Origin of the sequence: Streptomyces sp. NPDC016845 (genome assembly GCF_044332585.1) — a bacterium.
Lineage (GTDB): Bacteria > Actinomycetota > Actinomycetes > Streptomycetales > Streptomycetaceae > Streptomyces.
Window position 1 is genome coordinate 911,114 of record NZ_JBIRPI010000002.1, and the last position, 23,630, is coordinate 934,743.

The following is a 23,630-nucleotide window of genomic DNA, read 5'->3' on the forward strand; positions in this document are numbered from 1 at the left end:
CATCATGGCTGGAATCCTCGAGGGCAAGAAGATCCTCATCACCGGTGTGCTGATGGAGTCCTCCATCGCCTTCCACGCGGCGAAGCTGGCGCAGGAGCAGGGCGCGGAGATCATCCTCACCGCCTGGCCGCGGCCGACGCTCACCGAGCGCATCGCCAAGAAGCTGCCCGACCCCGACAAGGTCAAGGTCCTGGAGCTCGACGTCTCCAACGACGAGCACCTCGCCCGCCTGGAGGGCCAGGTCCGCGAGCACCTCGGCGACCGGCTCGACGGCATCGTGCACTCCATCGGCTTCGCCCCGCAGGACGCGCTCGGCGGCAACTTCCTGAACACGCCGTTCGAGTCCGTGGCCACCGCCATGAACGTCTCCGCCTTCTCCCTGAAGTCGCTGACCATGGCGCTGCTGCCGCTGATGACCGAGGGCGGCTCCGTCGTCGGCCTCACCTTCGACGCGCAGTTCGCCTGGCCGCAGTACGACTGGATGGGCCCGGCCAAGGCCGCCCTGGAGGCCACCAGCCGCTACATGGCGCGTGACCTCGGCAAGCAGAACATCCGCTGCAACCTGATCTCTGCGGGCCCGATCGGCTCCATGGCCGCGAAGTCGATCCCCGGCTTCAGCGAGCTGGCCTCGGTCTGGGACAGCCGCTCCCCGCTGGAGTGGAAGCTGGAGGACCCGGAGCCGGCCGGGCGTGGCATCGTCGCGCTGCTCTCGGACTGGTTCCCGAAGACGACGGGCGAGATCATCCACGTGGACGGCGGCCTGCACGCCATCGGCGCCTGACCCGTCCGACGCGCCTGACCCGCCTGACCCGCCTGAAACACGGCTTACCCCGTTCGGCCCACCGGCCGCGCGAGGTGAAGGGGCCTCCCCGCACTCTGGTGCGAGGAGGTCCTTCTCGTGCGCCTGCCCTCTCGCGCAGCCCCCGCCCTCGCGGCCGCGGCCCTGCTGGCCGCGCTGCCCTGCGACGCGGTGTCCGACACCACCGCCCACCGCCACGATCCCGGCCACGCGCGCGTGGCGGCGAAGAAGCCCGAACGGTTCGGCGCGGGCTGCCGCACCCTCGTCGAGGGCGTACGCGCGACCGCCGACTGCCACAACCCGTACCCCGGCGTCGACCGGGTGGCCCTGCACATCGAGTGCGATCCCTGGTGGGACATCGACACCGACACGGCCCCGACCGACGTGGGCCCGGCCGAGACGGTCCGCTTGAACGGGCGGTGCTGGAAGAGCGTGCGCAGGGCGTGGGTCAGCCACGAGAAGGCGGACCGGGCACGTCAGTCCGACGAGGGCCTCTCCAGCCTGCCCGGACGGCACAGGAACGGATAGGACGCCGCCTCCGCGCCCGCGGTCTCCGCGTCACCCTCCCGGATCGCGTCGACCAGGCGCCCGTGGTCCATGTGGTTCTCGGCGACGAGCCGCTCGCCCACGTCCTCGCGCAGCCAGTCCCGCAGCACCTCGCCGAGGTCCGCGTACATCGCCGTCATCACGTCGTTGTGCGACGCGGCCACGACCGCCAGGTGGAACGTCGCGTCCGCCGCCACGAACGCCTCCGCGTCACCGGCCTCCCACGCCTCCTCACGGCGTACGTGGAGGGCGTCGAGCTGCTTCAGATCGCGCTCGGTGCGCCGCTCGGCCGCGAGCCGTGCCGCGCTCGACTCCAGCGTGGAGCGCAGCTCGGCGATGTGCCGTGGGTCGGCGTCCGCGAACCGCCGCTGCATGACACCGGCCAGCTCACTGGTGGCCACGACGTACGTGCCCGAACCCTGCCGGATGTCGAGCAGCCCGTTGTGCGCGAGGGCGCGGACCGCCTCCCGCACCGTGTTCCGGGCCACACCCAGCTGCTCGACCAGCTCCGGTTCGGTCGGGATGCGGGAGCCCACCGGCCACTCGCCCGAGGAGATCTGGGCACGCAGGGCGGAGATGACCTGCTCGGACAGGGCCGAGCGGCGCGGGGAGGTCAGTGGCATCGACGTTTCTTTCCTTGTCGTCCCGGTTGTCGTCCCAGTGGTCGTCCCGCTCCTGATGAACGACTGGACAACCAATCATCCCATGATTCTAAGATGGGTGTCATGGCTAGTGAGGAAACCCCGACCCCGACCCCGACGATGGTGCCGCCGTCGTCCCCCGAGACCCCGATACCCACCGGCTCCCGCACGACGGAGGAGAAAACTGCGGCCCCGCGCGCGTGGGCCGTACGTCTGGTCACCGTCGGCATCGTCCTCGCCGCCCTCAACCTGCGCCCCGCGATCACCAGCCTCGGCGCCCTCCTCGAAGAGGTCCGCGACGGGCTCGGCATGAGCGGCAGCGTGGCCGGGCTCCTTACCTCCGTACCCCCGCTCTGCTTCGCGGTCTTCGGTGTGATGGCGCCGCGCCTCGCCAAGCGGTTCGGCGCGAGCGCGGTCGTCTGCGCGGGCATGGTCGCAATCGCCGCGGGCCTGATCATCCGGCCGTACGCGGGCAACACGGTCGGCTTCCTCGTCGCCAGCGCCCTCGCGCTCATGGGCATCGCGGTCAGCAACGTGCTGATGCCGGTCATCGTCAAGCGCTGGTTCCCCGACCGCGTCGGCTCCATGACCGGCCTCTACTCGATGGCCCTCGCCATGGGCACGTCGCTCGCGGCCGCCGCGACCGTGCCCGTCACCGACGCGCTCGGCGGCAACTGGCAGACCGGCCTCAGCGTCTGGGCCGCCCTCGGCGTCGCCGCCGTCGTCCCCTGGGCCCTGCTCGTACGGGCCAAGGGCGCGGGCCCCGCCGAACCGGCCCGTACCGCCGCGGGCGCCGCGACCAGCACCGGCACCGGCGACGAGCTGCGCATCACCCGCAGCCGCACCGCGTGGGCGCTCGCCGTCTTCTTCGGGCTCCAGGCCACGGCCGCGTACATCACCATGGGCTGGATGGCGCAGATCTTCCGCGACGCAGGCGTCTCCGCGTCGACCGCGGGCGTCCTCCTCGCCGTCACCATGGCGATGGGCATCCCGCTCGCCTTCGTCATCCCGCGCGTCGCCGCCCGGCTGCCGAGGCAGGGCCCCATCGTGGTCGTCCTCGGCGTCTGCGGCCTCGCCGGTTACGCGGGCCTGTACTTCGCGCCCTCCTCCGGCGCCTGGGCCTGGGCGATCCTGCTCGGCATCTCCAACTGCGCCTTCCCGCTCGCCCTGACCATGGTCGGTATGCGGGCCCGCACCGGCGCGGGCGTCGTCAAGCTCTCCGCGTTCGCCCAGTCCACCGGCTACCTGATCTCGATCCCCGGGCCGCTGCTCGTCGGCGTCCTCTACCAGAGCAGCGGCGGCTGGGGCGTGCCGATCGCGCTCATGGCCGCGCTCATGGTGCCGCAGATCGTCGTCGGCGTCCTCGCGGGCCGCAACCGTACGGTCGAGGACGAGGCCGCCGCGCCCAAGGCCGCCCCGGCGTCCTGACGCCCGCGGACAGGTGCGACACTTGCCGCATGTCGCCTGTGCTCGAGCCGAACCCCCAGAACGGCCAGAAGAAGCTCCTCCTGGTGCTCGGCGCGATGCTCGCCGTCACCGTGGTCGTGGCGATCATCGCGACGATCGCCTCGCCCTGACACCGGCGCCCGGCCGGTCCGGGACGCGGCACGGGGCCCGGGGTGGGGTTAACACCACCATCCCCTAGGGGGCCAGTGTCAGGGTCGAGTGGGTGGATCACCGGATGGGTCCGGGGCCGCCGGATCCGTAGGTTCGAAGTGTCGCCGACAGCGTCGGCGCACGGACGGGAACCACGACCTCGCGGACCACGGAGGACACCATGTCGGCCCCCACGCACCCCCGGACCCACCCGGCAGCAACGGGCGGCGTCGACATCCGGCTGCCCTGGTGGGCGATCGTGCTGCCGGCCGTCGCCTTCGTGGCGCTCCTGCTGCTGATCCTCAACCCGGCCGACGCGCAGGCCGCGGCGGGCGACCCGAGCCTCGGCCACATCCTGGAACGCGCCAAGGAACTGGTGGTCCGCTAGGCCGAGCGCCGTAGTCGGGCCGGACCGCCAACTCCCTGCGCCCCGTGGCCGGTTTCGTGCGAAGCTGGGACGTATGAGCGTCGCAGAACCCCGCAGGATTGTCCTTTTCCGGCATGCCAAGGCGGACTGGCCTGAGGTGTCCGATCATGAGCGGCCGCTCGCCGAGCGCGGGCGCAAGGACGCCCCGATCGCCGGCCGCAAGCTCGCCGACTCCGGCATCGCCCTCGACCTGGCTCTCTGCTCGACCGCCACCCGCACCCGCGAGACGTGGAAACTGGCCGTCTCCGAACTGCCGGAGCGCCCCCGTACCGTCTACGAGGAGCGCGTCTACGAGGCCTCCCCCGGCGATCTGATCGCCGTCCTCAACGAGGTGCCGGACGACGTGACCAACGCCGTCATGGTCGGCCACAACCCCGGCATGCAGGGCCTCGCCGAGGTCCTCGCAGGCGACTCCGCACCGGACGCCGCCCAGCGCCTGAGCCGCTCCGGCTTCTCCACCGCGGCGTTCGCCGTGCTGACCTTCACCGGGCCGTGGAAGTCCCTGGAGCCGGGCGCGGCGAAGCTGGTCGACTACTGGTCGCCGAACGCCTGAGACGCGCGCCCGCCACGCGAAAGGGCCCGGGACCGAATGATCGGTACCGGGCCCTCCGACGTACTGAACGCGTACGTGTACGGCTAGGCGTAGGTGTATGACTACGCGAACGTATGTGTCTACGCGTACGTGTATGACAACGCCTACGTGTATGACAACGCCTACGTGTATGACAACGCGTACGTGTATGGCTCAGACGGCGCTGCTTCCCGCCTCCTCCTGGGCGTCGGCCGCTTCGACCTCCTCGCGCGTGATGCCGAGGAGGTACAGGACCGTGTCGAGGAAGGGCACGTTCACGGCAGTGTGGGCCGCCGCGCGGACCAAGGGCTTGGCGTTGAAGGCGACGCCGAGACCGGCGGCGTTCAGCATGTCCAGGTCGTTCGCGCCGTCGCCGATCGCGACGGTCTGGGCGAGCGGGACGCCCGCCTCCGCCGCGAACCGGCGAAGCAGCCTCGCCTTGCCCGCGCGGTCCACGATCTCGCCGGTGACCCTGCCGGTCAGCTTGCCGCCGACGATCTCCAAGGTGTTGGCCTGCGCGAAGTCGAGGCCGAGCCGCTCCCGCAGATCATCGGTGACCTGGGTGAACCCGCCCGAGACGACGCCCACTTGGTAGCCCAAGCGCTTCAGCGTACGGATCAGGGTGCGGGCGCCCGGCGTGAGCCGCACCTCGCTCCTGACCTTGTCCACCACCGACGCGTCCAGGCCCGCGAGCAGCGCCACGCGCGCGTGCAGCGACTGCTCGAAGTCCAGCTCGCCGCGCATCGCCGCCGCCGTCACCTCGGCGACCTTCTCCTCGCAGCCCGCGTGCGCCGCGAACAGCTCGATCACCTCGTCCTGGATGAGCGTCGAGTCGACGTCCATCACGACGAGCCGCTGCGCGCGCCGGTGCAGACCGGCCGCGACGACCGCCACGTCCAGGCTCTGCCGCGTGGCCTCTATGGCGAGCGCGGTGCGCAGCTCCTCCGTGCCGGTGCCGGACACGGCGAACTCCACTGCCGTCACGGGGTACTTGGCGAGCCGGAAGATACGGTCGATGTTGCCGCCGGTCCTGGTGATGGTCGCCGCGATCGCGGCGGTCGACTCGGCGGTGAGCGGGTGTCCGAGGACGGTGACCAGGGAGCGGCCCACGCCGCGCGGCCGGTTGTCCCCTATGCCCGAGATGATCTCGGCCTGCATCCGCATGGACTCCGCCCAGCTGTGGATGGTGGCCCGCAGGTCACCCTCCAGGCCGGCCGGGGGCTCGGTCACCAGGGCGCACAGGACGATGCGGCCCCGTGTCACGACCTGCTCGATGTCGACGACGTCGACGGAGTAGGCGGCGAGAGTGTCGAAGAGCCCGGCGGTGATACCGGGCCGGTCCTTGCCGAATATCTTGACCAGGAGGGTCGGGACGTCGGCCGGCACGTACGCGTCCGAGTCGACGTGCGGGGCATCAGCGGGATGCGTGGGCTGCGAGGCGCTCATGATGCCCTTACGTTATCGGGCGCCTGTACGTATCGCGGCCCGGGTCCAGCCACCGGACACGACCGGCTCCGCCGAGCCGACGGGTCCCGGGCCCCCGGCGCGCATGGCTTCCGCACCACTTGTTCCGGGGTTGGTGGGGCCGCTGTTCCGGGGGCGCTGGGGGCTTCCGGTCTTCTTCCCTGCGGGCGGCGCGGCTCGCCGTCCTGTGGCCGAGCGCCCCGCGGCCCTGATCCGTCCGGTAGCCCGCGCGTCCACCCGGCCACGGGGCACCGCACCCTCCCCCGTGCCTGCTCTACGGCCCGGGACGCCGCCAGCCCCGTCCGGCCGAGTACGCCACCACGGGCCCCGCGCCTCGCCGCCCACCCGGTCCGCCGGAGGCCTCAGTGTCCGTCCCGGTCCCCCCGGCGCCATCGCCCGTCCCGGGTCCGGTCCGGTGCCGGGGGAGGAGGGGGAGGCGGGGGAGGAGGGGGCGGGAAGCCGGTGTCGCCGCCGTTCTTGGGGCGCCCGGGTGACGCCTCGGGCCGGATCGGGCCCGCGACCGTGGGGGCGCCGGTCATGTCATCGCCCTGCGCCGGATCACCGCTCGGGCCCCACCCGGGGCGCTCGCCCTCCGGCGGACCCTGCTCCGCGCGGCCCCACCCGGGCCCGCCCCGCTCCCGCGCTCCCTGCCCGTACCCCTCCGCACCGTGCGCCCCAGGGCCGTCACCCGCGGCCCCCGGCGACTCCTCGCGGCCCCCTTCGTACGGCCGCATATACGGATTCGTATCCGCATTGGACGGCCGGTACGGCCGGCTCTCCCGGTACGGGCCGGACGGGTTCGAGGCCGGGGCGGGCGACGGGGCCCCGGGTGCGTTCGGCGCGGAGGGTGTCGCGGAGGCCACCGCCAGCGGGGCCGCGCGGCTTCCCGCCGCGCCGGACACGTACGCCAGCGCCGCGCCGAGCGCGCCCGCGCCCGCGCCCCACGCCGCGCCGAGCAACAGCGCCATGCCCACGCGCCCGTGCAGCTCGATCCCCGCCCCGAACGCGTCGAAGCCCAGCACCGTCAGGGACGCGTTCGCCGAGATGTCCGTCAGCCAGACCAGGAGCGGCAGCGTCAGCGCCGTGACCGCACCGAGCCGTAGCGCGCAGGCCCCCGCGAAACCGGGCAGGCCCTGACCCCGACCCCGTACGAAGGGCGTTCGCGCCGCTGCCAGGACCCCGGCGAACAGCATCATCAGGGCCATCGCCACGGCCAACAGCCAGACACGGCCGTCCAGTTCGGCGAGGCGGCCAAGTGTCACGGGTCCCGCGTCCGCCCGCAGCAGGTCGTCCAGCGGGTCGGGGAGCAGCTTCGACAGTTCACCCGTCGCGTTGCCGTCCCAGGGCACGAACAACCCGATCGGCACCCCGAGCCACACCCCGTTCGGCGCACCGAGCAGCGCCGCGCCCGCGATCCGGCGCGGATGGTCGTCGCCGATCATCGCGTACACCGCCGCGGCGAGCCCCGCGAGAACCGCCACCAGGAGCACCGTCACGAGCGCCGACACGGCGGGCCGCACCACCCGGTGCACCGGCGCGAGCGCGCGCGGCAGGGGAGTGCGCCGCGACGCGAGCAACGCGATCAGCAGCACCCCGATGACGAACGCGGCCCCGCCGAGCAGCGTCGCCCCCGTCCGCACCGTGAACCCGACGGACGCCTCCGCGTTCACCAGGTCGTTCAGCCGGTCGGGCAGCAGACCCCCGACCCCGCCGGGCAGCTTGTCCTCGATGTCGCCGGGCAGCCCCCCGGCGCCCGGAATGTCGTTCACCCCGAGCTTCGAACCGTCAATCGTGATGATGTCGTGACCCGCCCACACGAGCCCGCCGAGCAGCGCCACGAACAGCACGACCACCGCTCCCGCGCGTGCGAGCAGCTCGCCGGGCGAGACCTCGACCCCCCGCGCGCGCAGGCCACGTAGGAAGAACCAGCTCAACAGGAGCGCGCCCACGAGCCCCACGCCCAGTGGCGCGACATCGACGGCGGTGTTCACCTGCGCGCTGTCCAGACCGAACGCCGACACGTCGCCGGACGGCGTCACGCGCCCGCCGACGCCGAGCGCCACCACGGCGGCCGTCATCGGGCCGAGCGAACTCGCCTCGTCGGCGTCGAGAAGGTGCAGGCCGAGCGCCGCGACCCCCGTCATTCCGATGAAAGCCCAGCTCACCGCCGCTACGGCGGAGAGCAGCACATCGCCGACGGGGATGCCGCCGCGCCGATCCGTGTCGTGGCCGGTCACCATCAGGACCCCCCGATCCGTACCGCCTCGCCCATGGATGACACCTTTGCGCATGATCAGCACGATGAGCGTGATCCGTGGGGAGTTGTGGGCGCCTCCCACCCTTCCGGGCCGCATCTGTCACGTCAACGGGCGCGGGCACCGGGAGCGCCCGGGAGTCTTCACAAGCTCCGACGCAAGGCCCGACTTTCGGTCACGGGACCGTTCCTGAAATAGTTCCTCACGATGTTCGACATCCCTAGACTCCCCATGACGGGGCACAACTTCGGGGGACAACTCAGTGGGGCATGGAGTGCCTGAACTCGTACTGGAACTGAATGGCAGGACCTGGACGCTCGACCCGTCCAGGCCGTACACCCTCGGCCGTGATCCGGGGGGAGACATCGTGCTCGATGACGCCAGGGTCTCCTGGCGCCACGCCACGATCAGCTGGGGCGGCCGGAGCTGGGTGATCCAGGACCACGGCTCGACCAACGGCACCTTCGTCCAGGGCCAGCGGATCCATCAGATGGAGATCGGCCCCGGCTCGTCGGTGCACCTCGGCAACGCGACCGACGGCCCGCGCGTCAGCGTGCAGGGCAGCGCCCAGGCCGCCGCGGTGGCCACGCCGCACCAGGCCCAGCAGCAGGCCGCGGGGCTCACTCAGCAGCCGTCACCGCAGCAGCACCCGCAGAGCGGCGCGCCCGGCTGGCAGCAACAGACGCCCCAGCCGCAACAGCAGGCATGGCAGCAGCAACAGCAACAGCAGCAGCCGCCCGTGCAGAAGGTGCCGAGCCAGCAAGGACCCCAGGGACCCGGCGGCGTCGCGGGGGCCCCGCCGGTCTACGGCGACCGCAGCCCGACCACGTTCCACCAGCTCGCGCTCGGCCGCGTCATGCGCATCGGCCGCGCCCTGGAGAACGAGCTGGTCGTCTCCGACCTCCAGGTCTCGCGGCTGCACGCGGAGTTCCACGCGACGCCCGACGGCCGCTTCGAGATCCGTGACCTCGGCTCGCACAACGGCACGTACGTCAACGGCCAGCCGATCGCCAAGGGCGGCACGGCGCTGCTCGGCCCGAACGACATCGTGGGTGTCGGCCACTCGACGTTCCGCCTCGTCGGCGACCGCCTCGAGGAGTTCGTCGACACCGGTGAAGTCTCCTTCTCCGCAAGGCACTTGACGGTCACCGTCGACGGCGGGAAGCAGATCCTCAAGGACGTCTCCTTCGGCGTCCCCGAGAAGTCGCTGATCGCCGTCATCGGCCCGTCGGGCTCCGGGAAGTCGACGCTCCTGAAGGCGCTCACGGGCTACCGCCCCGCCAACCAGGGCGACGTCCTCTACGACAACCGCAACCTCTACAAGCAGTTCGCCGAGTTGCGCCAGCGCATCGGTCTGGTCCCGCAGGACGACATCCTGCACAAGGAGCTGACCGTCAAGAAGGCGCTCAAGTACGCCGCCAAGCTCCGCTTCCCCGCGGACACCAGCGAGCAGGAGCGCCAGCAGCGCATCGACGAGGTGCTGCGCGAGCTGAAGCTGGACATCCACAAGGAGAAGAAGGTCACCTCCCTCTCCGGTGGCCAGCGTAAGCGCGTCTCCGTCGCCCTCGAACTGCTGACGAAGCCGTCGCTGATATTCCTCGACGAGCCGACCTCCGGCCTCGACCCGGGCATGGACCGCGACGTCATGCAGCTCCTGCGCGGCCTCGCCGACGACGGCCGCACCGTCCTCGTCGTCACCCACTCCGTGGCCGAGCTCGCGATCTGCGACAAGCTCCTCGTGATGGCCCCGGGCGGCTCGGTCGCGTACTTCGGTCCGCCCGAGGAAGCCCTCAACTTCTTCGGCTACGAGACCTGGGCCGACGTCTTCTCCGCCTTCGAGAACTACCGCGACTACGACTGGGCGGGCCGCTGGAAGGGCTCGCAGCACTACCAGATGTACGCGGCCGACATCGACGCCGTGGCCGCGCAGTCGATACAGATGCCACCCCCCGCCGCGATCAAGCCGCCCAAACCGCAGCCGTGGGCCGCCCAGCTCATCACGCTGATGCGCCGCTACGTCTCGGTGATCGCCTCCGACAAGGGCTTCATGGGCCTGATGGTGATCCTGCCCGCGGTCCTGGGCATCGTCTCCGTCGTCATTCCGGCCGATTTCGGTCTTGCTCCGCCCAAACCGCCGGTCAAGTTCAACGGCGACGCGGGAACGATCATGCTGATCGTCGCGGTCGGCATGTGCTTCTCGGCCGCGGCCAACTCGGTCCGTGAGCTGATCAAGGAGCGCGTCATCTACGAGCGGGAGCGCGCAACCGGCCTCTCCCGCTCCGCCTACCTGATGTCCAAGGTCATCGTCCTCGGCTTCATCACGGCCATCCAGGGCGTCATCATCTGCGCCATCGCCTTCGCCCCGCGCGACCTTCCCGCGGAAGGTCTGCTGATGCCGCCGGCGGCGGAGCTGTGCATCTCGATCATCGCGCTCGGCTTCACGTCGATGATGTTCGGCCTGGTCATCTCCTCGCTGGTGAAGACCAGCGAGAAGACGATGCCGCTGCTGGTCATGTTCGCGATCGTGCAGGTCGTCTTCACCGGCGTCCTCTTCCAGATCTACGGATCGATCGGCCTGGAGCAGTTCGCCTATCTGATGCCGTCCCGCTGGGCGGTCGGCGCGGCCGGTGCCACGCTCGACCTCTCCCACCTGATGCCGCCGTGGGACCCGAAGAACCCGAACGACCTCGACCCGCTGTGGGAGCACTCCGCCACCCAGTGGGGCATCAACCTCACGATCCTGGTCCTGCTCGGCGTGGCCTGCGGCTTCGTGGTCGCCCGCCTGCTGCGCCGCCACGAGCCCGAGGTCATGCGCAAGTAGCGGTGTTCTGGTGAACCAGTGAAGGGCGGCACCCTGTCGGGTGCCGCCCTTCACTGGCATGGGGGTTCAGCGTGTTCCGGACCCAGAGGTCCCGTCAATGAGTGTCAGTACGCGCTGTTCACGTTGTCGATCGAGCCGTACTTGTCGGCCGCGTAGTTCGCGGCGGCCGTGATGTTGGCGACCGGGTCGTAGATGTTCGACGAGGTGCCCTCGACGTGGTACGCGTCGAACGTCGGCTGGATGACCTGGAGCAGGCCGATCGACGGCGTGCCGTTCTGGGCGTTGATGTCCCAGCCGTTGATGGCGCTCGGGTTGCCCGTGGACTCACGCATGATGTTGCTGTAGAGCCCGTTGTAGGAGCCGGGGATGCCCTTGGCCTTCATGATGTCCAGGGACTGCTTGATCCAGCCGTCCAGGTTGTTCGCGTAGACCGGCTTGCGGGCGGCGGCGCGGGAGGCGGCCTCCTTGGCCTCGCGCTCCTGCTTCGCCTTCGCGTCGGCCTCGGCCTTCGCCTTGGCGTCCGCGTCGGCCTTGGCCTTCGCCTCGGCGTCGGCCTTCTTCTTGGCCTCGGCGTCCTGCTGCGCCTTGAGCTTCGCGGCGATCTGCTTGGCCTTCTCCGACGCGGTGGCCTGCTGGTTCGTGACGCTGGCCTGCACGTCCTTGATCTGCTGCGCACCGGCGTCCGTGGTGAACGCGACGGGGGCGGCGGAGACCGTCTCGGACGCCTGTGCCTGCGTGTCCTGGCCCGGCACGAGGGTCACGGCGAGAGCGGCGGCGCCGAGAGCGGCGACACCGGCCATCGAGACCTTGTGGGGACGGGACAGCTGACTATGGCCGGGAAGGGTGAACTTGCGCATGGGAGACGGGGACCTCTCGAAGAACGGGAAGCCGCTCGCCGACCGAACCGGACGGGCTTGTGTTTCGAACACGGACGCCGTGGGTAGAACCGGTCGGCGTTGAGCGACGGAGGCCATTGTTAGCGGGCGCAAAAATCTGTGGCAATGGTGTGACGTACGAAGCCGCCTAGTGGCGGACGGGCATGCCAAAGGGGGCAGAAAGTCGACATTCGACCCCCAGCCCCCGCACAGCCTCGGCAAACGCTCTCCGCTATAGCCCACTACGGCGCTTCGTACGTGACGCGCACCCTATGTGCGGCGTCACATCACCTCACTGTCGTTCTCACGCGTGGTTGCCACTGCAACTCATTGCGTGAGCGTTCTCCTCCGGAAGGATGAGGTGCACGTCGCCGAACTCGTGCCACAGGTAGAACTCCCGCACCGCCTCCTCGTACGCACGGTCCACCGCGGCCCGCCCCGCGATCGCCTCCAGCATCAGCAGGTGCGACGCCGCGGGCTCGTGCAGCCCGGTCAGGAGCCCGTCCACCACCCGCACCCCGCGCTCCGGTGTCACGACAAGCCCGGTCCAGCCGCCCGCCGACCGCACCACCCGGTCCGCACCGGCCGCCGACTCGACGGCCCGTACGGCGGTCGTCCCGATGGCGACGACCCGCCCGCCGCCCGCCCGCGCCGCGTTGACGAGCCGGGCCGACGCGTCCGGCACCTCGTACCGCTCCGCGTACGGCGGCTCGTGCGCCTCCGCCGACGCCACCCCCGTATGCAGCGTGACCGGCGCGAACTGCACCCCCCGGCTCACCAGACGCGCCACCGTCCGCGCCGTGAAAGGCCGCGCCGCGCTCGGCATCTCCGCACTGCCCGCCCCGTCCGCGTACGGCAGCGCGAACACCGTCTGGTAGGCGGACAGCGGCTGGTCCCGCTCCGTGTAGGCGTACCGGATCGCCCGCCCGTGCCGCCGCAGCAGCACCGGTACGTCCCCGGCCACCCGCCCCCACCACAGCCGCCCCGAACCCGCCGCGACCGGCTCCTCGTATACGAGCTCCACGCCGTCTGGAAGCGAGACGACCGCTCCCTCGGGTCCGCCCGCGCGCGGGCGCGTGGTGCCCCGCCCGTCCGGTTCCCGCAGCTCCACCGCCCAGCGGCCGTCATCGCCCCGGGTCGAGAAATGCACGACCACGCGCGCGTGCCCGAGCCTTCCGTCCACGGCGGCGGCCAGCGTGGGGGAGGTGTTCACGACGAGCACGTCCCCGGCCCGCAGCTCGCCCGGCAGCTCGGCGAACCGGCGGTGCGCGACCTCGGTCCCCCGCGACACCAGCAGCCGCACGGACGACCTGTCCCGGCCGGGCCCCCGCTGCTCGGCCGGCACCCGCGCCGACCGGTCGTCGGGGACCCGCAGCGCGAGCGTCACCGGGACCCCAGCAGCGAAGGCGCCGCGTACCGCCCGCTCGCGGGCCGCCGCTCAAGGAGGCTCAGAAAGGCGGGGACCACGTCCTGCGGGCGCGGCACCTCGCTCAGGTCCTCCTCCGGCTCGGCGGCCGCGAGCATGTCCGTCCGCATCCCGCCCGGATCCACCGCCCACACGCGCAGCCCGGGCTCCTCCACCGCGAGCACCGCCGACAGCTGGTCGAGCGCCGCCTTCGTCGCCCCGTAACCGCCCCAGGTGCGGTACGCCTCCGCCGCCGCGTCCGAACTCAGATTGATCACCGCCCCGGCAGGCGCCTCCCGCAACAGGGGCAGCGCCTCCTGGAGCAGCCCGAGGGGCGCCACCACATTGACCTCCAGCGCCGCCCGGAAGCCGTTGAGCGCGTGCTGCTCGAGGGGGACCAGCGGGGCGGCCCCGAGCACCCCCGCGTTGTTCACCAGCAGATCGAGCCCGCCCAGATCCCAGGCAGCCCCGATCAGCTCCGCCCGGTGCCCGCCGTCCACCACGTCACCCGCAAGAGCCGTCACCGCGCCGCCCTGTTTGCGCAGCGCGGCGGCGACCTCCTCCAGCGGCTCCGCGGACCGCGCGTCCAGGACGAGATCCCAGCCGCGCTCGGCGAGCGCCGTGGCCAGCGCCCGCCCGAACCCCCGCGACGCCCCCGTGATGATCGCTGTTGCCATGACATCCGTCCCCTTGTCGGGCCGACGCCGTGCGGGCCGGCTGTCCTCAACGTAGGAAGCCGGGGCCGCGCGGCACCTCGTACGCGGGTCGCGACCTCGCAGGGCCCTTCGGCCTACGCCCACCGCCCTACGCGCCCGCCGCCACAAGGCGGATACGGACTGTCACACCCCGCCGGTACGGTGAGATCATGAGTCACGGCCCACGGACGGGGCTGGCCGCGGTGAGCGCCGCGTTGCTGGCCATGAGCAGGCACCTGGAGGTGCGCGACGTCCTCAAGACGATCGTCGCCTCGGCGCGCGAACTGCTCGACGCCGAGTACGCGGCGCTCGGGGTGCCCGACGACCACGGCGGCTTCGCCCAGTTCGTCGTCGACGGCGTCAGCGACGAGCAGTGGAAGGCCATCGGCCCGCTCCCGCGCCAGCACGGCATCCTCGCCGCCATGCTGCGCGAGGCCAGGACGGAGCGGCTCGACGACGTACGCGAGGACCCCCGCTTCGAGGGCTGGCCCTCCGCCCACCCCGACATGTCCGACTTCCTCGGCCTGCCCATCAAGGACGGCGACGAGACGATCGGCGCGCTCTTCCTCGCCAACAAGAGGTGCCCCAAGCCGCAAGGCGGCTGCGGCTTCACCGAGGAGGACGAGGACCTGCTGGGGATCCTCGCCCAGCACGCCGCGATCGCCCTCACCAACGCCCGGCTCTACGAGCGCAGCCGCGAACTCACCATCGCCGAGGAACGCTCCCGCCTCGCCCACGAACTGCACGACGCCGTCAGCCAGAAACTCTTCTCGCTGCGCCTGACCGCCCAGGCCGCCGCCAAGCTCGTGGACCGCGACCCCACGCGCGCGAAGGGCGAGTTGCAGCACGTCGTCGAGCTGGCCGCGGAAGCCACCGAGGAGCTGCGCGCCGCCGTCGTCGAGCTGCGCCCCGCCGCGCTCGACGAGGACGGCCTCGTCGCCACGCTCCGTACGCAGATCCAGGTCCTCGACCGGGCCCACACGGCCCACGTCACCTTCGGGACCGGCGGTATCAAGGCCCTGCCCGCGGCCCAGGAGGAGGCGATGCTGCGCGTCGCCCAGGAAGCGCTGCACAACGCGCTGCGGCACTCCGGCGCGGAGCACGTCCAGGTGACCGTCGACAAGCGGGGCACCGGCGCCGCGCTCCGCGTCACCGACGACGGAGCGGGCTTCGACCCGAGAACCGTCCGCCGCGCGGGCCGCCACCTCGGCCTGGTCTCCATGCGCGACCGCACGAGCGGCGTCGGCGGCCGGCTCACAGTGGAATCGGAGCCCGGCAAGGGCACCACGATCGACATGGAGGTCCCCGGTGGTTGAAACGATCAAAGTGCTCCTGGTCGACGACCACCAGGTCGTCCGCCGCGGACTGCGTACGTTCCTGGAGGTGCAGGACGACATCGAGGTCGTCGGCGAGGCGGCGGACGGGGCCGAAGGCGTCGCCCGCACCGAGGAGCTGCGCCCCGACGTCGTCCTCATGGACGTCAAGATGCCGGGCATGGACGGCGTCGACGCGCTGCGCAAGCTCCGCGAACTGGCCAACCCCGCGCGCGTGCTCATCGTCACCAGCTTCACCGAGCAGCGCACCGTGGTCCCGGCCCTGCGCGCCGGAGCCGCCGGCTACGTCTACAAGGACGTGGACCCGGACGCGCTCGCCGGTGCCATCCGCTCCGTCCACGCGGGCCACATCCTGCTCCAGCCCGAGGTGGCGGGCGCGCTGCTCTCCCAGGAGGAGGCACACGGCGGGCAGGGGAGAGGCGGTTCGCTCACCGAGCGCGAGCGCGAGGTCCTCGGCCTGATCGCCGACGGCCGGTCCAACCGGGAGATCGCCCGCGCCCTCGTCCTCTCCGAGAAGACGGTGAAGACCCACGTCTCGAACATCCTCATGAAGCTCGACCTCGCCGACCGCACGCAGGCGGCCCTGTGGGCGGTACGGCACGGAGCCGCGGGCTGACACGCCTCGCCTACGGGCGGCGCACTACTGCACCCCGCGGGGGCCGGTTCCCGCCCGGTGAGAGATTCATACTGTCGTGTATACGTCCCTCGTTCGGCGTATCCCTCCGGGCGGGGCCGCGTTCTCCAGTGCGTGCCGCGGCGGCTGGCCGCGGCAATCGCTAGGAGGATCTCGAAGTGAAGAACCTGAAGAAGGCCGCGGCTGTCACCCTCGTCGCCGGTGGCCTGCTCGCCGCCGGTGCCGGTCTCGCCTCCGCCACTGACGGTGCGCACGCGGACGGCGCCGCCGTCCACTCGCCGGGCGTCGGCTCGGGCAACCTGGTCCAGGCCCCGGTCCACATCCCGGTCAACGCCGTGGGCAACAGCGTGAGCGTCATCGGTGTGCTGAACCCGGTCTTCGGCAACGACGGCTACAACGGCTGACACGAACTCAGCTCACCTTGAGACGATCGGCCTCCCGGCCCACCCGGGAGGCCGAAAGCGTTTCCGGCGCGGCGGGCCGCCCGGCGCGAGTGATCCTCTCGGGCGTATCGCGGTGCCGACCCGTTCCGTCCGGCCGGCGGTCACGTTGCCCAGGTGCGGCCCGCCCTTGGGGCCGAAACGCACCATCTGGAGGAACACTTCTCATGAACATCGCCAAGAAGGCCGCCCTGGCCCTCGCCGCCGCCGGTGTCGCCGCCGGTGCCTCGGCCGGTTCCGCCGCCGCCGACGCGGGGGTCCAGGGCGCGGCCACGGCGTCCCCGGGTGTCATCTCGGGCAACCAGGCCCAGGTGCCGGTCCACGTCCCGGTCAACGCCGTGGCGAACAGCGTCAACGTCATCGGCCTGCTGAACCCGACGTTCGGCGACACGGCGGAGAACGACTGACGCCCTGCCCCACCCCGGAGCCCCGCGCGGCACCACGCGCGGGGCTCCGGCGCGTCGTGCCGTCCCGAGCCGCTCAGCCCCGGTTCCGCTCCTCCACGAACGCGTTGTACGCCGCCACCTGCGCCCGCCGCGCCGTACGCTCCACCGGCCGAAGCGCCACCGAGCGGGCCGACATCTCCGAGGCGCTCACCGCGCCGCCATGACCGCTCCCGTACGCCGTCTCCACGAGCAGCCCGACGCGCTGCGCCAGCTCCAGCACGCGTACGGCCCGTGGGGGATACCCGGGGGCCAGCACCTCGCGGCCCCGCTCGGCGCGCGCCCGGTACGCCTCGATGGCCGCCTCCGCGACGGGCCCGGAGCCCGCCACGTCGAGCCGGGTCAGCACCTCCGTCGCCTCCCGCAGGGCCTCCGCCAGCTCGCGCTCGGCCTCGCCCAGGGAGGGCACATCGGCCGGCGGAGCCTCCCGCACCGGCAGGCAGTGCCACATCACCTGGACATGGAGATCGCCCTCGGGACCGGACTCGTACACCTCGGGGACGAGCCCGAGCGCCGCGCCGAAACAGACGACGGCCTCCTCGGCGGCGACGGCCCGCGCGTTGAACTCCGGCGGCCCGCTCAGGCCCAGCGGATGCCCCGGCGCGGGCAGCGCGACCCGCAGACCGCTCACACCGAGCGCCCGCAGCCGCCCGAGCGCCAGCGAGAGCCCGACGGGCCCCGCCTCCCCGGGAATCCCCTCGACGCGATGCACCGCGTCGTCCCCGACAATCGCGAGCACCGCGTCATCAGGAGCAATAAAACCGGCCAAAAGGGCATTTCCCCATGCAGCAAGGCGTCCGGAGCGTGGTTCTGTGAGCATGCGCCCCACCATAGAAGCCGGAGAAAGTTCCCGGGAAAGCTCCGGGAAAGCTCCGGACGACGCCAAAACCCCCACCGAGGGAATGGGCCGCCTGAGCAGTGGCGTAGGTTTTACCCGGGGGCTGCGTCCAGTGCCGAACAAGCCGAACCTCTCTACGGACGCACGCGAGACGGCCGATGACTGCAATGGGAGACAACGCGCTCATGAGCGATGTACTGGAGCTGGAGGACGTATCCGTGGTCCGCGAGGGCCGGGCTCTGGTGGACCAGGTCTCCTGGTCGGTGAAGGAGGGCGAGCGCTGGGTCATCCTCGGACCCAACGGCGCGGGCAAGACCACCCTCCTGAACATCGCCTCGAGCTACCTCTTCCCGAGCAGCGGCAACGCCACGATCCTCGGCGAGACCCTGGGCAAGCCGGGCACGGACGTCTTCGACCTGCGCCCGCGCATCGGCATCGCCGGCATCGGCCTCGCCGAGAAGCTGCCCAAGCGCCAGACCGTCCTGCAGACGGTGCTGACGGCCGCGTACGGCATGACGGCCGGCTGGCAGGAGGCCTACGAGGACATCGACGAGCAGCGCGCCCGCGCCTTCCTCGACCGCCTCGGCATGAGCGCGTACCTGGACCGCAAGTTCGGCACGCTCTCCGAGGGGGAGCGCAAGCGCACCCTGATCGCCCGCGCCCTGATGACCGACCCCGAACTGCTGCTTCTCGACGAGCCCGCCGCCGGTCTCGACCTGGGCGGCCGCGAGGACCTCGTCCGGCGCCTCGGCCGCCTCGCCCGCGACCCGATCGCCCCCTCGATGATCATGGTCACGCACCATGTCGAGGAGATCGCCCCGGGCTTCACCCACGTGCTGATGATCCGCCAGGGCAAGGTGCTCGCCGCGGGCCCGCTGGAGCTGGAGCTGACCTCCCGCAACCTGTCGCACTGCTTCGGCCTCCCGCTCGTCGTCGAGCAGCGCGGCGACCGCTGGACCGCGACCGGCCTTCCGCTGAGCTGATCCGCCGCCGCGCGCCCGCGGACCGGCCGTCCCCTGTCGGCACGGCCGTCCGCGGACCTACCATGACCGGGTGGCAGACATCGACGCATGGGTGTGGTGGCTGATAGGGGCGGCCGCACTCGGAATCCCGCTCGTCATCACCGCCATGCCCGAGTTGGGCATGCTCTCCGTCGGCGCCTGCGCGGGCGCCGCGACCGCCGGCCTCGGCGGCGGCCCGGTCCTCCAGGTCCTGGTCTTCGCCGTGGTCTCCTGCGCGCTGATCGCTGTCGTACGCCCCATAGCCGTACGACAGCGCGCCGAGAAACCCGTACTGGCCACCGGTATCGACGCCCTGAAGGGCAAACAGGCGGTCGTCGTCGAGCGCGTCGACGCGAGCGGCGGCCGGATCAAGCTCGGCGGCGAGATCTGGTCGGCCCGCACGCTCGACGACGACGCGGTGTACGAACCGGGCCGCCAGGTCGACGTGGTCGACATCGAAGGGGCCACCGCGGTCGTCCTCTAGAACCGATCCGGAACCCGATATCCCGGTCCCGATCCCGGTCCCGGTCCCGATCAGCACCCGCGGCTGACCTGAACTGCCCCCGTCACTTGGGTGGTTCTGACAGACTCGACCAGCAGGAACCCATGATCCTTCCGGCGGGCGGCGCCGGGGGACAACGGCACGAAGGGCACAGGAGACGCGATGTCAGCGATCATCATCGTCCTGATCATTCTGGTGGTGTTGGTCTTCATCGCCCTGATCAAGACCATCCAGGTCATCCCGCAGGCGAGCGCGGCGATCGTCGAACGCTTCGGCCGCTACACCCGCACACTCAACGCGGGCCTGAACATCGTCGTCCCCTTCATCGACTCCATCCGCAACCGTATCGACCTGCGCGAACAGGTCGTACCGTTCCCGCCGCAGCCGGTGATCACCCAGGACAACCTCGTCGTCAACATCGACACCGTCATCTACTACCAGGTGACCGACGCGAGGGCCGCGACCTACGAGGTCGCCAGCTACATTCAGGCCATCGAGCAGCTCACGGTCACGACCCTGCGCAACATCATCGGTGGCATGGACCTGGAGCGGACCCTGACCTCCCGCGAGGAGATCAACGCGGCACTGCGCGGCGTCCTCGACGAGGCCACCGGCAAGTGGGGCATCCGCGTCAACCGCGTCGAGCTCAAGGCGATCGAGCCGCCCACCTCCATCCAGGACTCGATGGAGAAGCAGATGCGCGCCGACCGTGACAAGCGCGCAGCGATCCTCACCGCCGAAGGTATCCGCCAGTCGCAGATCCTGACCGCCGAGGGCGAGAAGCAGTCCGCGATCCTGCGGGCCGAGGGTGAGGCCAAGGCCGCGGCCCTGAAGGCGGAGGGCGAGGCCCAGGCGGTCCGTACGGTCTTCGAGGCGATCCACGCCGGTGACGCGGACCAGAAGCTGCTCTCCTACCAGTACCTCCAGATGCTGCCGAAGATCGCCGAGGGCGACGCCAACAAGCTCTGGATCGTCCCCAGCGAGATCGGCGACGCCCTCAAGGGCCTCAGCGGCGCCATGGGCAGCTTCAACCCGATGGGCGGCGGCGCCCCCGGCCCGTCCGCAGTGGGCAAGGAGCGCCGGGAGCAGCCGCCGATCGACTAGCCGGGCCAACGCGGGCGGGGGCGGCCTACGCGGCCGCCATCTGCTCGCCGAGCCACTCCGGCAGAGCCGCCCGCCCGTCCGAGCCGAGCGACGCCAGCATCGCGTCGGCGGGCGTCGGCTCGAACGGCCGCACGAGCAGCGGCATCCCCGCCTGCTCCGGTGTCCGGTCGGCCTTGCGGTGATTGTCCTCGGCACAGGAAGCCACCGTGTTCAGCCACGTGTCCTGCCCGCCCCGCGACCGCGGCACCACGTGGTCCACGGTCGTCGCCCGCCGCCCGCAGTACGCGCACCGGTGCTGGTCCCTGATGAGCACACCCCGCCTCGACCACGGCGCACGTCTTCGGAACGGCACCCGTACGTACCTGCAGAGCCTGATCACCCGCGGCACGGGCATATCGAGGGCGGCGCCGCGCATGCGCAGTTCGGGATGGGCCTGCTCGACGACGGCCTTGTCCTGCAGCACCAGCACGACGGCTCGGTTCAGCGTCACCGTCGAGAGCGGCTCGAAGCTCGCGTTCAGCACCAGTGTGTCCCGCACCCTGCCCACCTCCCGTACGCAGCGGATCACCCCTCGGCGTCCGTGCGTCAACTCTGGCCGCGCGCGCCGAGATGGACAACGCAATAAAAAATGCCCACCTCCAGTCACTTTCATGACTGGAGGTGGGCAAACGTTCAATGAACGTTATGGCGGGGCCCGCCGCACCCGCTACCGCTCTTGTTACTGCTCCGCCGGAGCCGCGTACCCGGCGACGACCTGCGCGCGCGCCAGCGTGTGGAACCGCAGGTTGAACCCGACGGCGGCGGGCGACGTGTCCGAGTCGACCCCGAGCTTCTCCTGGTCCACCGCGTAGACGGTGAAGACGTAACGGTGCGCGGGGTCCCCGGCCGGCGGCGCGGCACCGCCGAACTCCTTCGTCCCGTAGTCGTTGCGCACCTGGACGGCGCCCTCGGGCAGGCCCTCGAACTTGCCGCTGCCCGCACCCGCCGGCAGCTCGGTCACCGAGGCCGGGATGTCGAACAGGGACCAGTGCCAGAAGCCGCTGCCCGTCGGCGCGTCCGGGTCGAAGCACGAGACGGCGAAGCTCTTGGTCTTCGCCGGGAAGCCCTCCCACCGAAGGTGCGGCGAGGTGTTCCCGGCCGCGTACACCTGCGCGTCGTCGAGCACCCCACCCGCCTCGAAGTCCTCGCTCACGACGGTGAACGAGGGCACCTGCGGGTGAAAGGCGTGCGGCAGCGGCGCTCGATCGGGCTGCTCGGTCACTAGGACACCTCCTGAGTTCACGGGTTCCGCGGAGTCACAAGTACCGCAGAGTCCCGGGTGCTACGGAATCCGACGGTGAAACCCTAGAACCAGTTCTTCCGGCTGCCGACCTCCGACAGCCACTGGTGCAGGTACGCCGACCAGTCCGTGCCCTGGAAGTCGTGGTGCCCGACGACGAACGAGCGGAACGTGTCGCTGCCCTCGCTGAACAGGCCCGGCTTCTTGTCCATCTCCAGGACGACGTCCATCTCCCGGTCGTCGGCCACGAAGCTCAGCTCGACCTGGTTCAGCCCCCGGTACTGCTGCGGCGGGAAGAACTCGATCTCCTGGTAAAACGGCAGCTTCTGGCGCGTCCCCCGGATCTGCCCGCGCTCCATGTCGGCGCTCTTGAAGCGGAAGCCGAGCCCGATGAAGGCGTCCAGGATCGCCTGCTGCGACGGCAGCGGGTGCACGCTGATCGGGTCCAGGTCCCCGGAGTCCACCGCTCGCGCGATCTCCAGCTCGGTGGTCACGCCGATGTTCATCCCGCGCAGCTGCTGCCCGTCGATCGTGGTGACCGGCGTCTCCCAGGGGATCTCGAGCCCGAAGGGCACCGCGTGCACCGCGTTCGCCTGGAGGGAGAAGGCGCCGCCGAGCCGTACCTTCGTGAACTCGATGTCCTGCTTGACCTCCTGGTCACCGCCCTCGACCTCGACCCGGGCCTGCAGCCCGACGGACAGCCCCTCGATCTCCTGGTCCACGGAGCCGCCCTGGATCCGGACCTCACCCTGGACCACACCGCCGGGCACGACGTTGGCCTCGGTCAGCACCGTCTCGACGGACGCCCCGCCCGCACCGAGACTCGCCAGCAGTCGCTTGAAGCCCATGACTCGATCTCCTCCGTAGGTGAACCTCAACCAGAACCGGCAACAGGATCAGGCCCGCCGGTTCTGCTGACTACAAACGCGGTACACGGGCCCCCGGTTCCGCGCGTGCCGCGTCCACCCGTTCCGTTACCCTCGGAAGGCATGATCGCGGCCCCTGACCGTACGCCCCTGACCCGCTCGTTCTTCGACCGGCCTGTCCTGGACGTCGCCCCTGACCTCCTCGGACGCATCCTGGTGCACCACACCGCGGACGGCCCCGTCGAACTCCGCCTCACCGAGGTCGAGGCCTACGACGGCGCGAACGACCCGGGCTCCCACGCCTACAGAGGACAGACCGCCCGCAACAACGTGATGTTCGGTCCGCCAGGACACGTGTACGTCTACTTCACCTACGGCATGTGGCACTGCATGAACCTCGTGTGCGGTCCCGAGGGCACCGCGAGCGGGGTCCTGCTCCGCGCCGGCGAGATCGTCGAAGGCGCCGAGTTCGCCCGCAAGCGTCGACTCTCGGCCCGGAACGACAGGGAACTGGCCAAAGGCCCGGCGCGCCTCGCCACGGCACTGTCGGTGGGCCGCGACCTCGACGGCACGGACGCCTGCACCCCCGGCGGCTCCCCTTTCGAAGTCCTGCACGGCACACCGGTCCCCGCTGACCAGGTGCGCAACGGCCCTCGCACCGGAGTCGCCGGTGACGGCGGCGTCCATCCGTGGCGCTTCTGGATCGCCGACGACCCGACGGTGAGCCCCTATCGGGCCCACACGCCGCGCCGCCGCCGAACTTGACGCACTCTTGCGCGATCCGTAAGGTGGTCCGAGCCGCTTGACCCGGGTATGGCGTTCAGCCGACAACCGGATGCGGCCAAACCACTACCTACGATCTCCTTCAACGGGGACGTTTCTGCGTGCTCGCACGTCGGAATTCGAACCCGCGAAACTCAATTATGAGTTGCGGCGGGAATCGGTTAACGTAGTGGAAGCGCCGAAAGGCAAAGGTCCTCCAACGGCCACCGGAAATGGAATCCGAACCGGAAACGGAACGGAAAACGGATCTGGTAAGGTTGGAAACGCAAGACCGAAGGGAAGCGCCCGGAGGAAAGCCACGAGAGAGTCTC

General features: G+C 71.1%; 25 protein-coding genes. 15 read left to right on the forward strand and 10 right to left on the reverse strand.

Annotated features, from left to right (window positions below):
* Positions 1 to 4: 4 nt before the first annotated feature.
* On the forward strand, positions 5 to 781 hold the full coding sequence (gene fabI, locus ACH4RC_RS10245; RefSeq protein WP_398197750.1) for an enoyl-ACP reductase FabI: 777 nt from the start codon (positions 5 to 7) through the stop codon (positions 779 to 781).
* A gap of 117 nt (positions 782 to 898) precedes the next feature.
* On the forward strand, positions 899 to 1,327 hold the full coding sequence (locus tag ACH4RC_RS10250; protein WP_398197753.1) for a hypothetical protein: 429 nt from the start codon (positions 899 to 901) through the stop codon (positions 1,325 to 1,327).
* On the opposite strand, the gene ACH4RC_RS10255 is transcribed toward ACH4RC_RS10250, so the two are convergent.
* Positions 1,276 to 1,968, reverse strand: coding sequence for a FadR/GntR family transcriptional regulator (locus ACH4RC_RS10255; RefSeq protein ID WP_398197754.1), 693 nt, complete (start codon positions 1,966 to 1,968; stop codon positions 1,276 to 1,278). The genes ACH4RC_RS10250 and ACH4RC_RS10255 overlap by 52 nt on opposite strands.
* Before the next feature lie 102 nt (positions 1,969 to 2,070).
* Here ACH4RC_RS10255 and ACH4RC_RS10260 point away from each other — a divergent pair, with 102 nt between their 5' ends.
* The 4 genes from ACH4RC_RS10260 (at position 2,071) to ACH4RC_RS10275 (ending at position 4,562) form a co-directional block, all read left to right on the forward strand.
* Complete coding sequence (locus ACH4RC_RS10260; RefSeq protein WP_398197756.1) at positions 2,071 to 3,414, forward strand: CynX/NimT family MFS transporter; 1,344 nt, start codon at positions 2,071 to 2,073, stop codon at positions 3,412 to 3,414.
* A gap of 29 nt (positions 3,415 to 3,443) precedes the next feature.
* Complete coding sequence (locus tag ACH4RC_RS10265; protein WP_361068298.1) at positions 3,444 to 3,563, forward strand: SGM_5486 family transporter-associated protein; 120 nt, start codon at positions 3,444 to 3,446, stop codon at positions 3,561 to 3,563.
* Positions 3,564 to 3,763: 200 nt separating this feature from the next.
* Complete coding sequence (locus tag ACH4RC_RS10270; RefSeq protein WP_398197759.1) at positions 3,764 to 3,970, forward strand: hypothetical protein; 207 nt, start codon at positions 3,764 to 3,766, stop codon at positions 3,968 to 3,970.
* A gap of 73 nt (positions 3,971 to 4,043) precedes the next feature.
* Positions 4,044 to 4,562, forward strand: a complete 519-nt coding sequence (locus ACH4RC_RS10275; RefSeq protein WP_398197762.1) for a SixA phosphatase family protein — start codon at positions 4,044 to 4,046, stop codon at positions 4,560 to 4,562.
* 192 nt (positions 4,563 to 4,754) lie between these two features.
* On the opposite strand, the gene serB is transcribed toward ACH4RC_RS10275, so the two are convergent.
* Together serB and ACH4RC_RS10285 are read right to left on the reverse strand one after the other, a co-directional pair.
* Positions 4,755 to 6,026, reverse strand: coding sequence for a phosphoserine phosphatase SerB (gene serB, locus ACH4RC_RS10280; RefSeq protein ID WP_398197764.1), 1,272 nt, complete (start codon positions 6,024 to 6,026; stop codon positions 4,755 to 4,757).
* A 380-nt stretch (positions 6,027 to 6,406) separates the two neighbouring features.
* On the reverse strand, positions 6,407 to 8,284 hold the full coding sequence (locus ACH4RC_RS10285) for a streptophobe family protein (protein ID WP_398197910.1): 1,878 nt from the start codon (positions 8,282 to 8,284) through the stop codon (positions 6,407 to 6,409).
* Between the two features lie 289 nt (positions 8,285 to 8,573).
* Here ACH4RC_RS10285 and ACH4RC_RS10290 point away from each other — a divergent pair, with 289 nt between their 5' ends.
* The gene (locus ACH4RC_RS10290; protein ID WP_398197767.1) at positions 8,574 to 11,120 is read left to right on the forward strand and encodes an FHA domain-containing protein; all 2,547 of its coding nucleotides are present in this window, start codon (positions 8,574 to 8,576) and stop codon (positions 11,118 to 11,120) included.
* Between the two features lie 104 nt (positions 11,121 to 11,224).
* Here the strand turns inward: ACH4RC_RS10290 and ACH4RC_RS10295 are convergent, their stop codons facing one another.
* The 3 genes from ACH4RC_RS10295 to ACH4RC_RS10305 all read right to left on the reverse strand — a co-directional run bounded on the left by ACH4RC_RS10295 (position 11,225) and on the right by ACH4RC_RS10305 (position 14,077).
* Positions 11,225 to 11,977: a transglycosylase SLT domain-containing protein gene (locus ACH4RC_RS10295; protein ID WP_398197770.1), complete on the reverse strand. Its 753-nt coding sequence runs from the start codon at positions 11,975 to 11,977 to the stop codon at positions 11,225 to 11,227.
* Positions 11,978 to 12,299: 322 nt separating this feature from the next.
* Entirely contained in the window at positions 12,300 to 13,382 is a 1,083-nt protein-coding gene (locus ACH4RC_RS10300) for an S-adenosylmethionine:tRNA ribosyltransferase-isomerase (protein ID WP_398197773.1), read from the reverse strand.
* Positions 13,379 to 14,077 (reverse strand): SDR family NAD(P)-dependent oxidoreductase, encoded by a 699-nt coding sequence (locus tag ACH4RC_RS10305; protein ID WP_398197775.1) that lies wholly within the window; start codon positions 14,075 to 14,077, stop codon positions 13,379 to 13,381. Before ACH4RC_RS10305 ends, ACH4RC_RS10300 begins: the two co-directional genes overlap by 4 nt.
* Before the next feature lie 188 nt (positions 14,078 to 14,265).
* On the opposite strand from ACH4RC_RS10305, the gene ACH4RC_RS10310 reads away from it, so the two are divergent.
* The 4 genes from ACH4RC_RS10310 (at position 14,266) to ACH4RC_RS10325 (ending at position 16,910) form a co-directional block, all read left to right on the forward strand.
* Positions 14,266 to 15,411, forward strand: a complete 1,146-nt coding sequence (locus ACH4RC_RS10310; RefSeq protein ID WP_398197778.1) for a GAF domain-containing sensor histidine kinase — start codon at positions 14,266 to 14,268, stop codon at positions 15,409 to 15,411.
* Positions 15,404 to 16,045 carry a response regulator gene (locus ACH4RC_RS10315; protein WP_398197780.1) on the forward strand — a complete coding sequence of 214 codons (642 nt, stop codon included), beginning with the start codon at positions 15,404 to 15,406 and terminating at the stop codon, positions 16,043 to 16,045. The genes ACH4RC_RS10310 and ACH4RC_RS10315 overlap by 8 nt, the downstream gene beginning before the upstream one ends.
* Before the next feature lie 176 nt (positions 16,046 to 16,221).
* On the forward strand, positions 16,222 to 16,467 hold the full coding sequence (locus ACH4RC_RS10320; RefSeq protein ID WP_398197782.1) for a chaplin: 246 nt from the start codon (positions 16,222 to 16,224) through the stop codon (positions 16,465 to 16,467).
* 203 nt (positions 16,468 to 16,670) lie between these two features.
* A complete protein-coding gene (locus ACH4RC_RS10325; protein ID WP_398197785.1) occupies positions 16,671 to 16,910 on the forward strand; it encodes a chaplin in 240 nt (79 codons plus the stop codon).
* Between the two features lie 73 nt (positions 16,911 to 16,983).
* Here ACH4RC_RS10325 and ACH4RC_RS10330 read toward each other — a convergent pair whose 3' ends face one another.
* Entirely contained in the window at positions 16,984 to 17,766 is a 783-nt protein-coding gene (locus ACH4RC_RS10330; protein ID WP_398197788.1) for a hypothetical protein, read from the reverse strand.
* A 203-nt stretch (positions 17,767 to 17,969) separates the two neighbouring features.
* Between ACH4RC_RS10330 and ACH4RC_RS10335 the strand changes: the two genes are divergently transcribed.
* From ACH4RC_RS10335 to ACH4RC_RS10345, 3 genes are all read left to right on the forward strand, one after another.
* Entirely contained in the window at positions 17,970 to 18,767 is a 798-nt protein-coding gene (locus ACH4RC_RS10335; RefSeq protein ID WP_398197791.1) for an ABC transporter ATP-binding protein, read from the forward strand.
* 70 nt (positions 18,768 to 18,837) lie between these two features.
* Positions 18,838 to 19,269 carry an NfeD family protein gene (locus ACH4RC_RS10340; RefSeq protein ID WP_398197793.1) on the forward strand — a complete coding sequence of 144 codons (432 nt, stop codon included), beginning with the start codon at positions 18,838 to 18,840 and terminating at the stop codon, positions 19,267 to 19,269.
* Between the two features lie 180 nt (positions 19,270 to 19,449).
* Positions 19,450 to 20,391: an SPFH domain-containing protein gene (locus ACH4RC_RS10345; RefSeq protein ID WP_398197796.1), complete on the forward strand. Its 942-nt coding sequence runs from the start codon at positions 19,450 to 19,452 to the stop codon at positions 20,389 to 20,391.
* A gap of 25 nt (positions 20,392 to 20,416) precedes the next feature.
* On the opposite strand, the gene ACH4RC_RS10350 is transcribed toward ACH4RC_RS10345, so the two are convergent.
* From ACH4RC_RS10350 to ACH4RC_RS10360, 3 genes are all read right to left on the reverse strand, one after another.
* Positions 20,417 to 20,929, reverse strand: coding sequence for an HNH endonuclease (locus tag ACH4RC_RS10350; RefSeq protein WP_398197799.1), 513 nt, complete (start codon positions 20,927 to 20,929; stop codon positions 20,417 to 20,419).
* Positions 20,930 to 21,109: 180 nt separating this feature from the next.
* On the reverse strand, positions 21,110 to 21,652 hold the full coding sequence (locus ACH4RC_RS10355; RefSeq protein ID WP_398197802.1) for a YbhB/YbcL family Raf kinase inhibitor-like protein: 543 nt from the start codon (positions 21,650 to 21,652) through the stop codon (positions 21,110 to 21,112).
* A gap of 83 nt (positions 21,653 to 21,735) precedes the next feature.
* Positions 21,736 to 22,518 carry a sporulation protein gene (locus ACH4RC_RS10360; RefSeq protein ID WP_398197804.1) on the reverse strand — a complete coding sequence of 261 codons (783 nt, stop codon included), beginning with the start codon at positions 22,516 to 22,518 and terminating at the stop codon, positions 21,736 to 21,738.
* Positions 22,519 to 22,659: 141 nt separating this feature from the next.
* Here ACH4RC_RS10360 and ACH4RC_RS10365 point away from each other — a divergent pair, with 141 nt between their 5' ends.
* On the forward strand, positions 22,660 to 23,301 hold the full coding sequence (locus tag ACH4RC_RS10365) for a DNA-3-methyladenine glycosylase (protein ID WP_398197807.1): 642 nt from the start codon (positions 22,660 to 22,662) through the stop codon (positions 23,299 to 23,301).
* Positions 23,302 to 23,630: the final 329 nt, after the last annotated feature.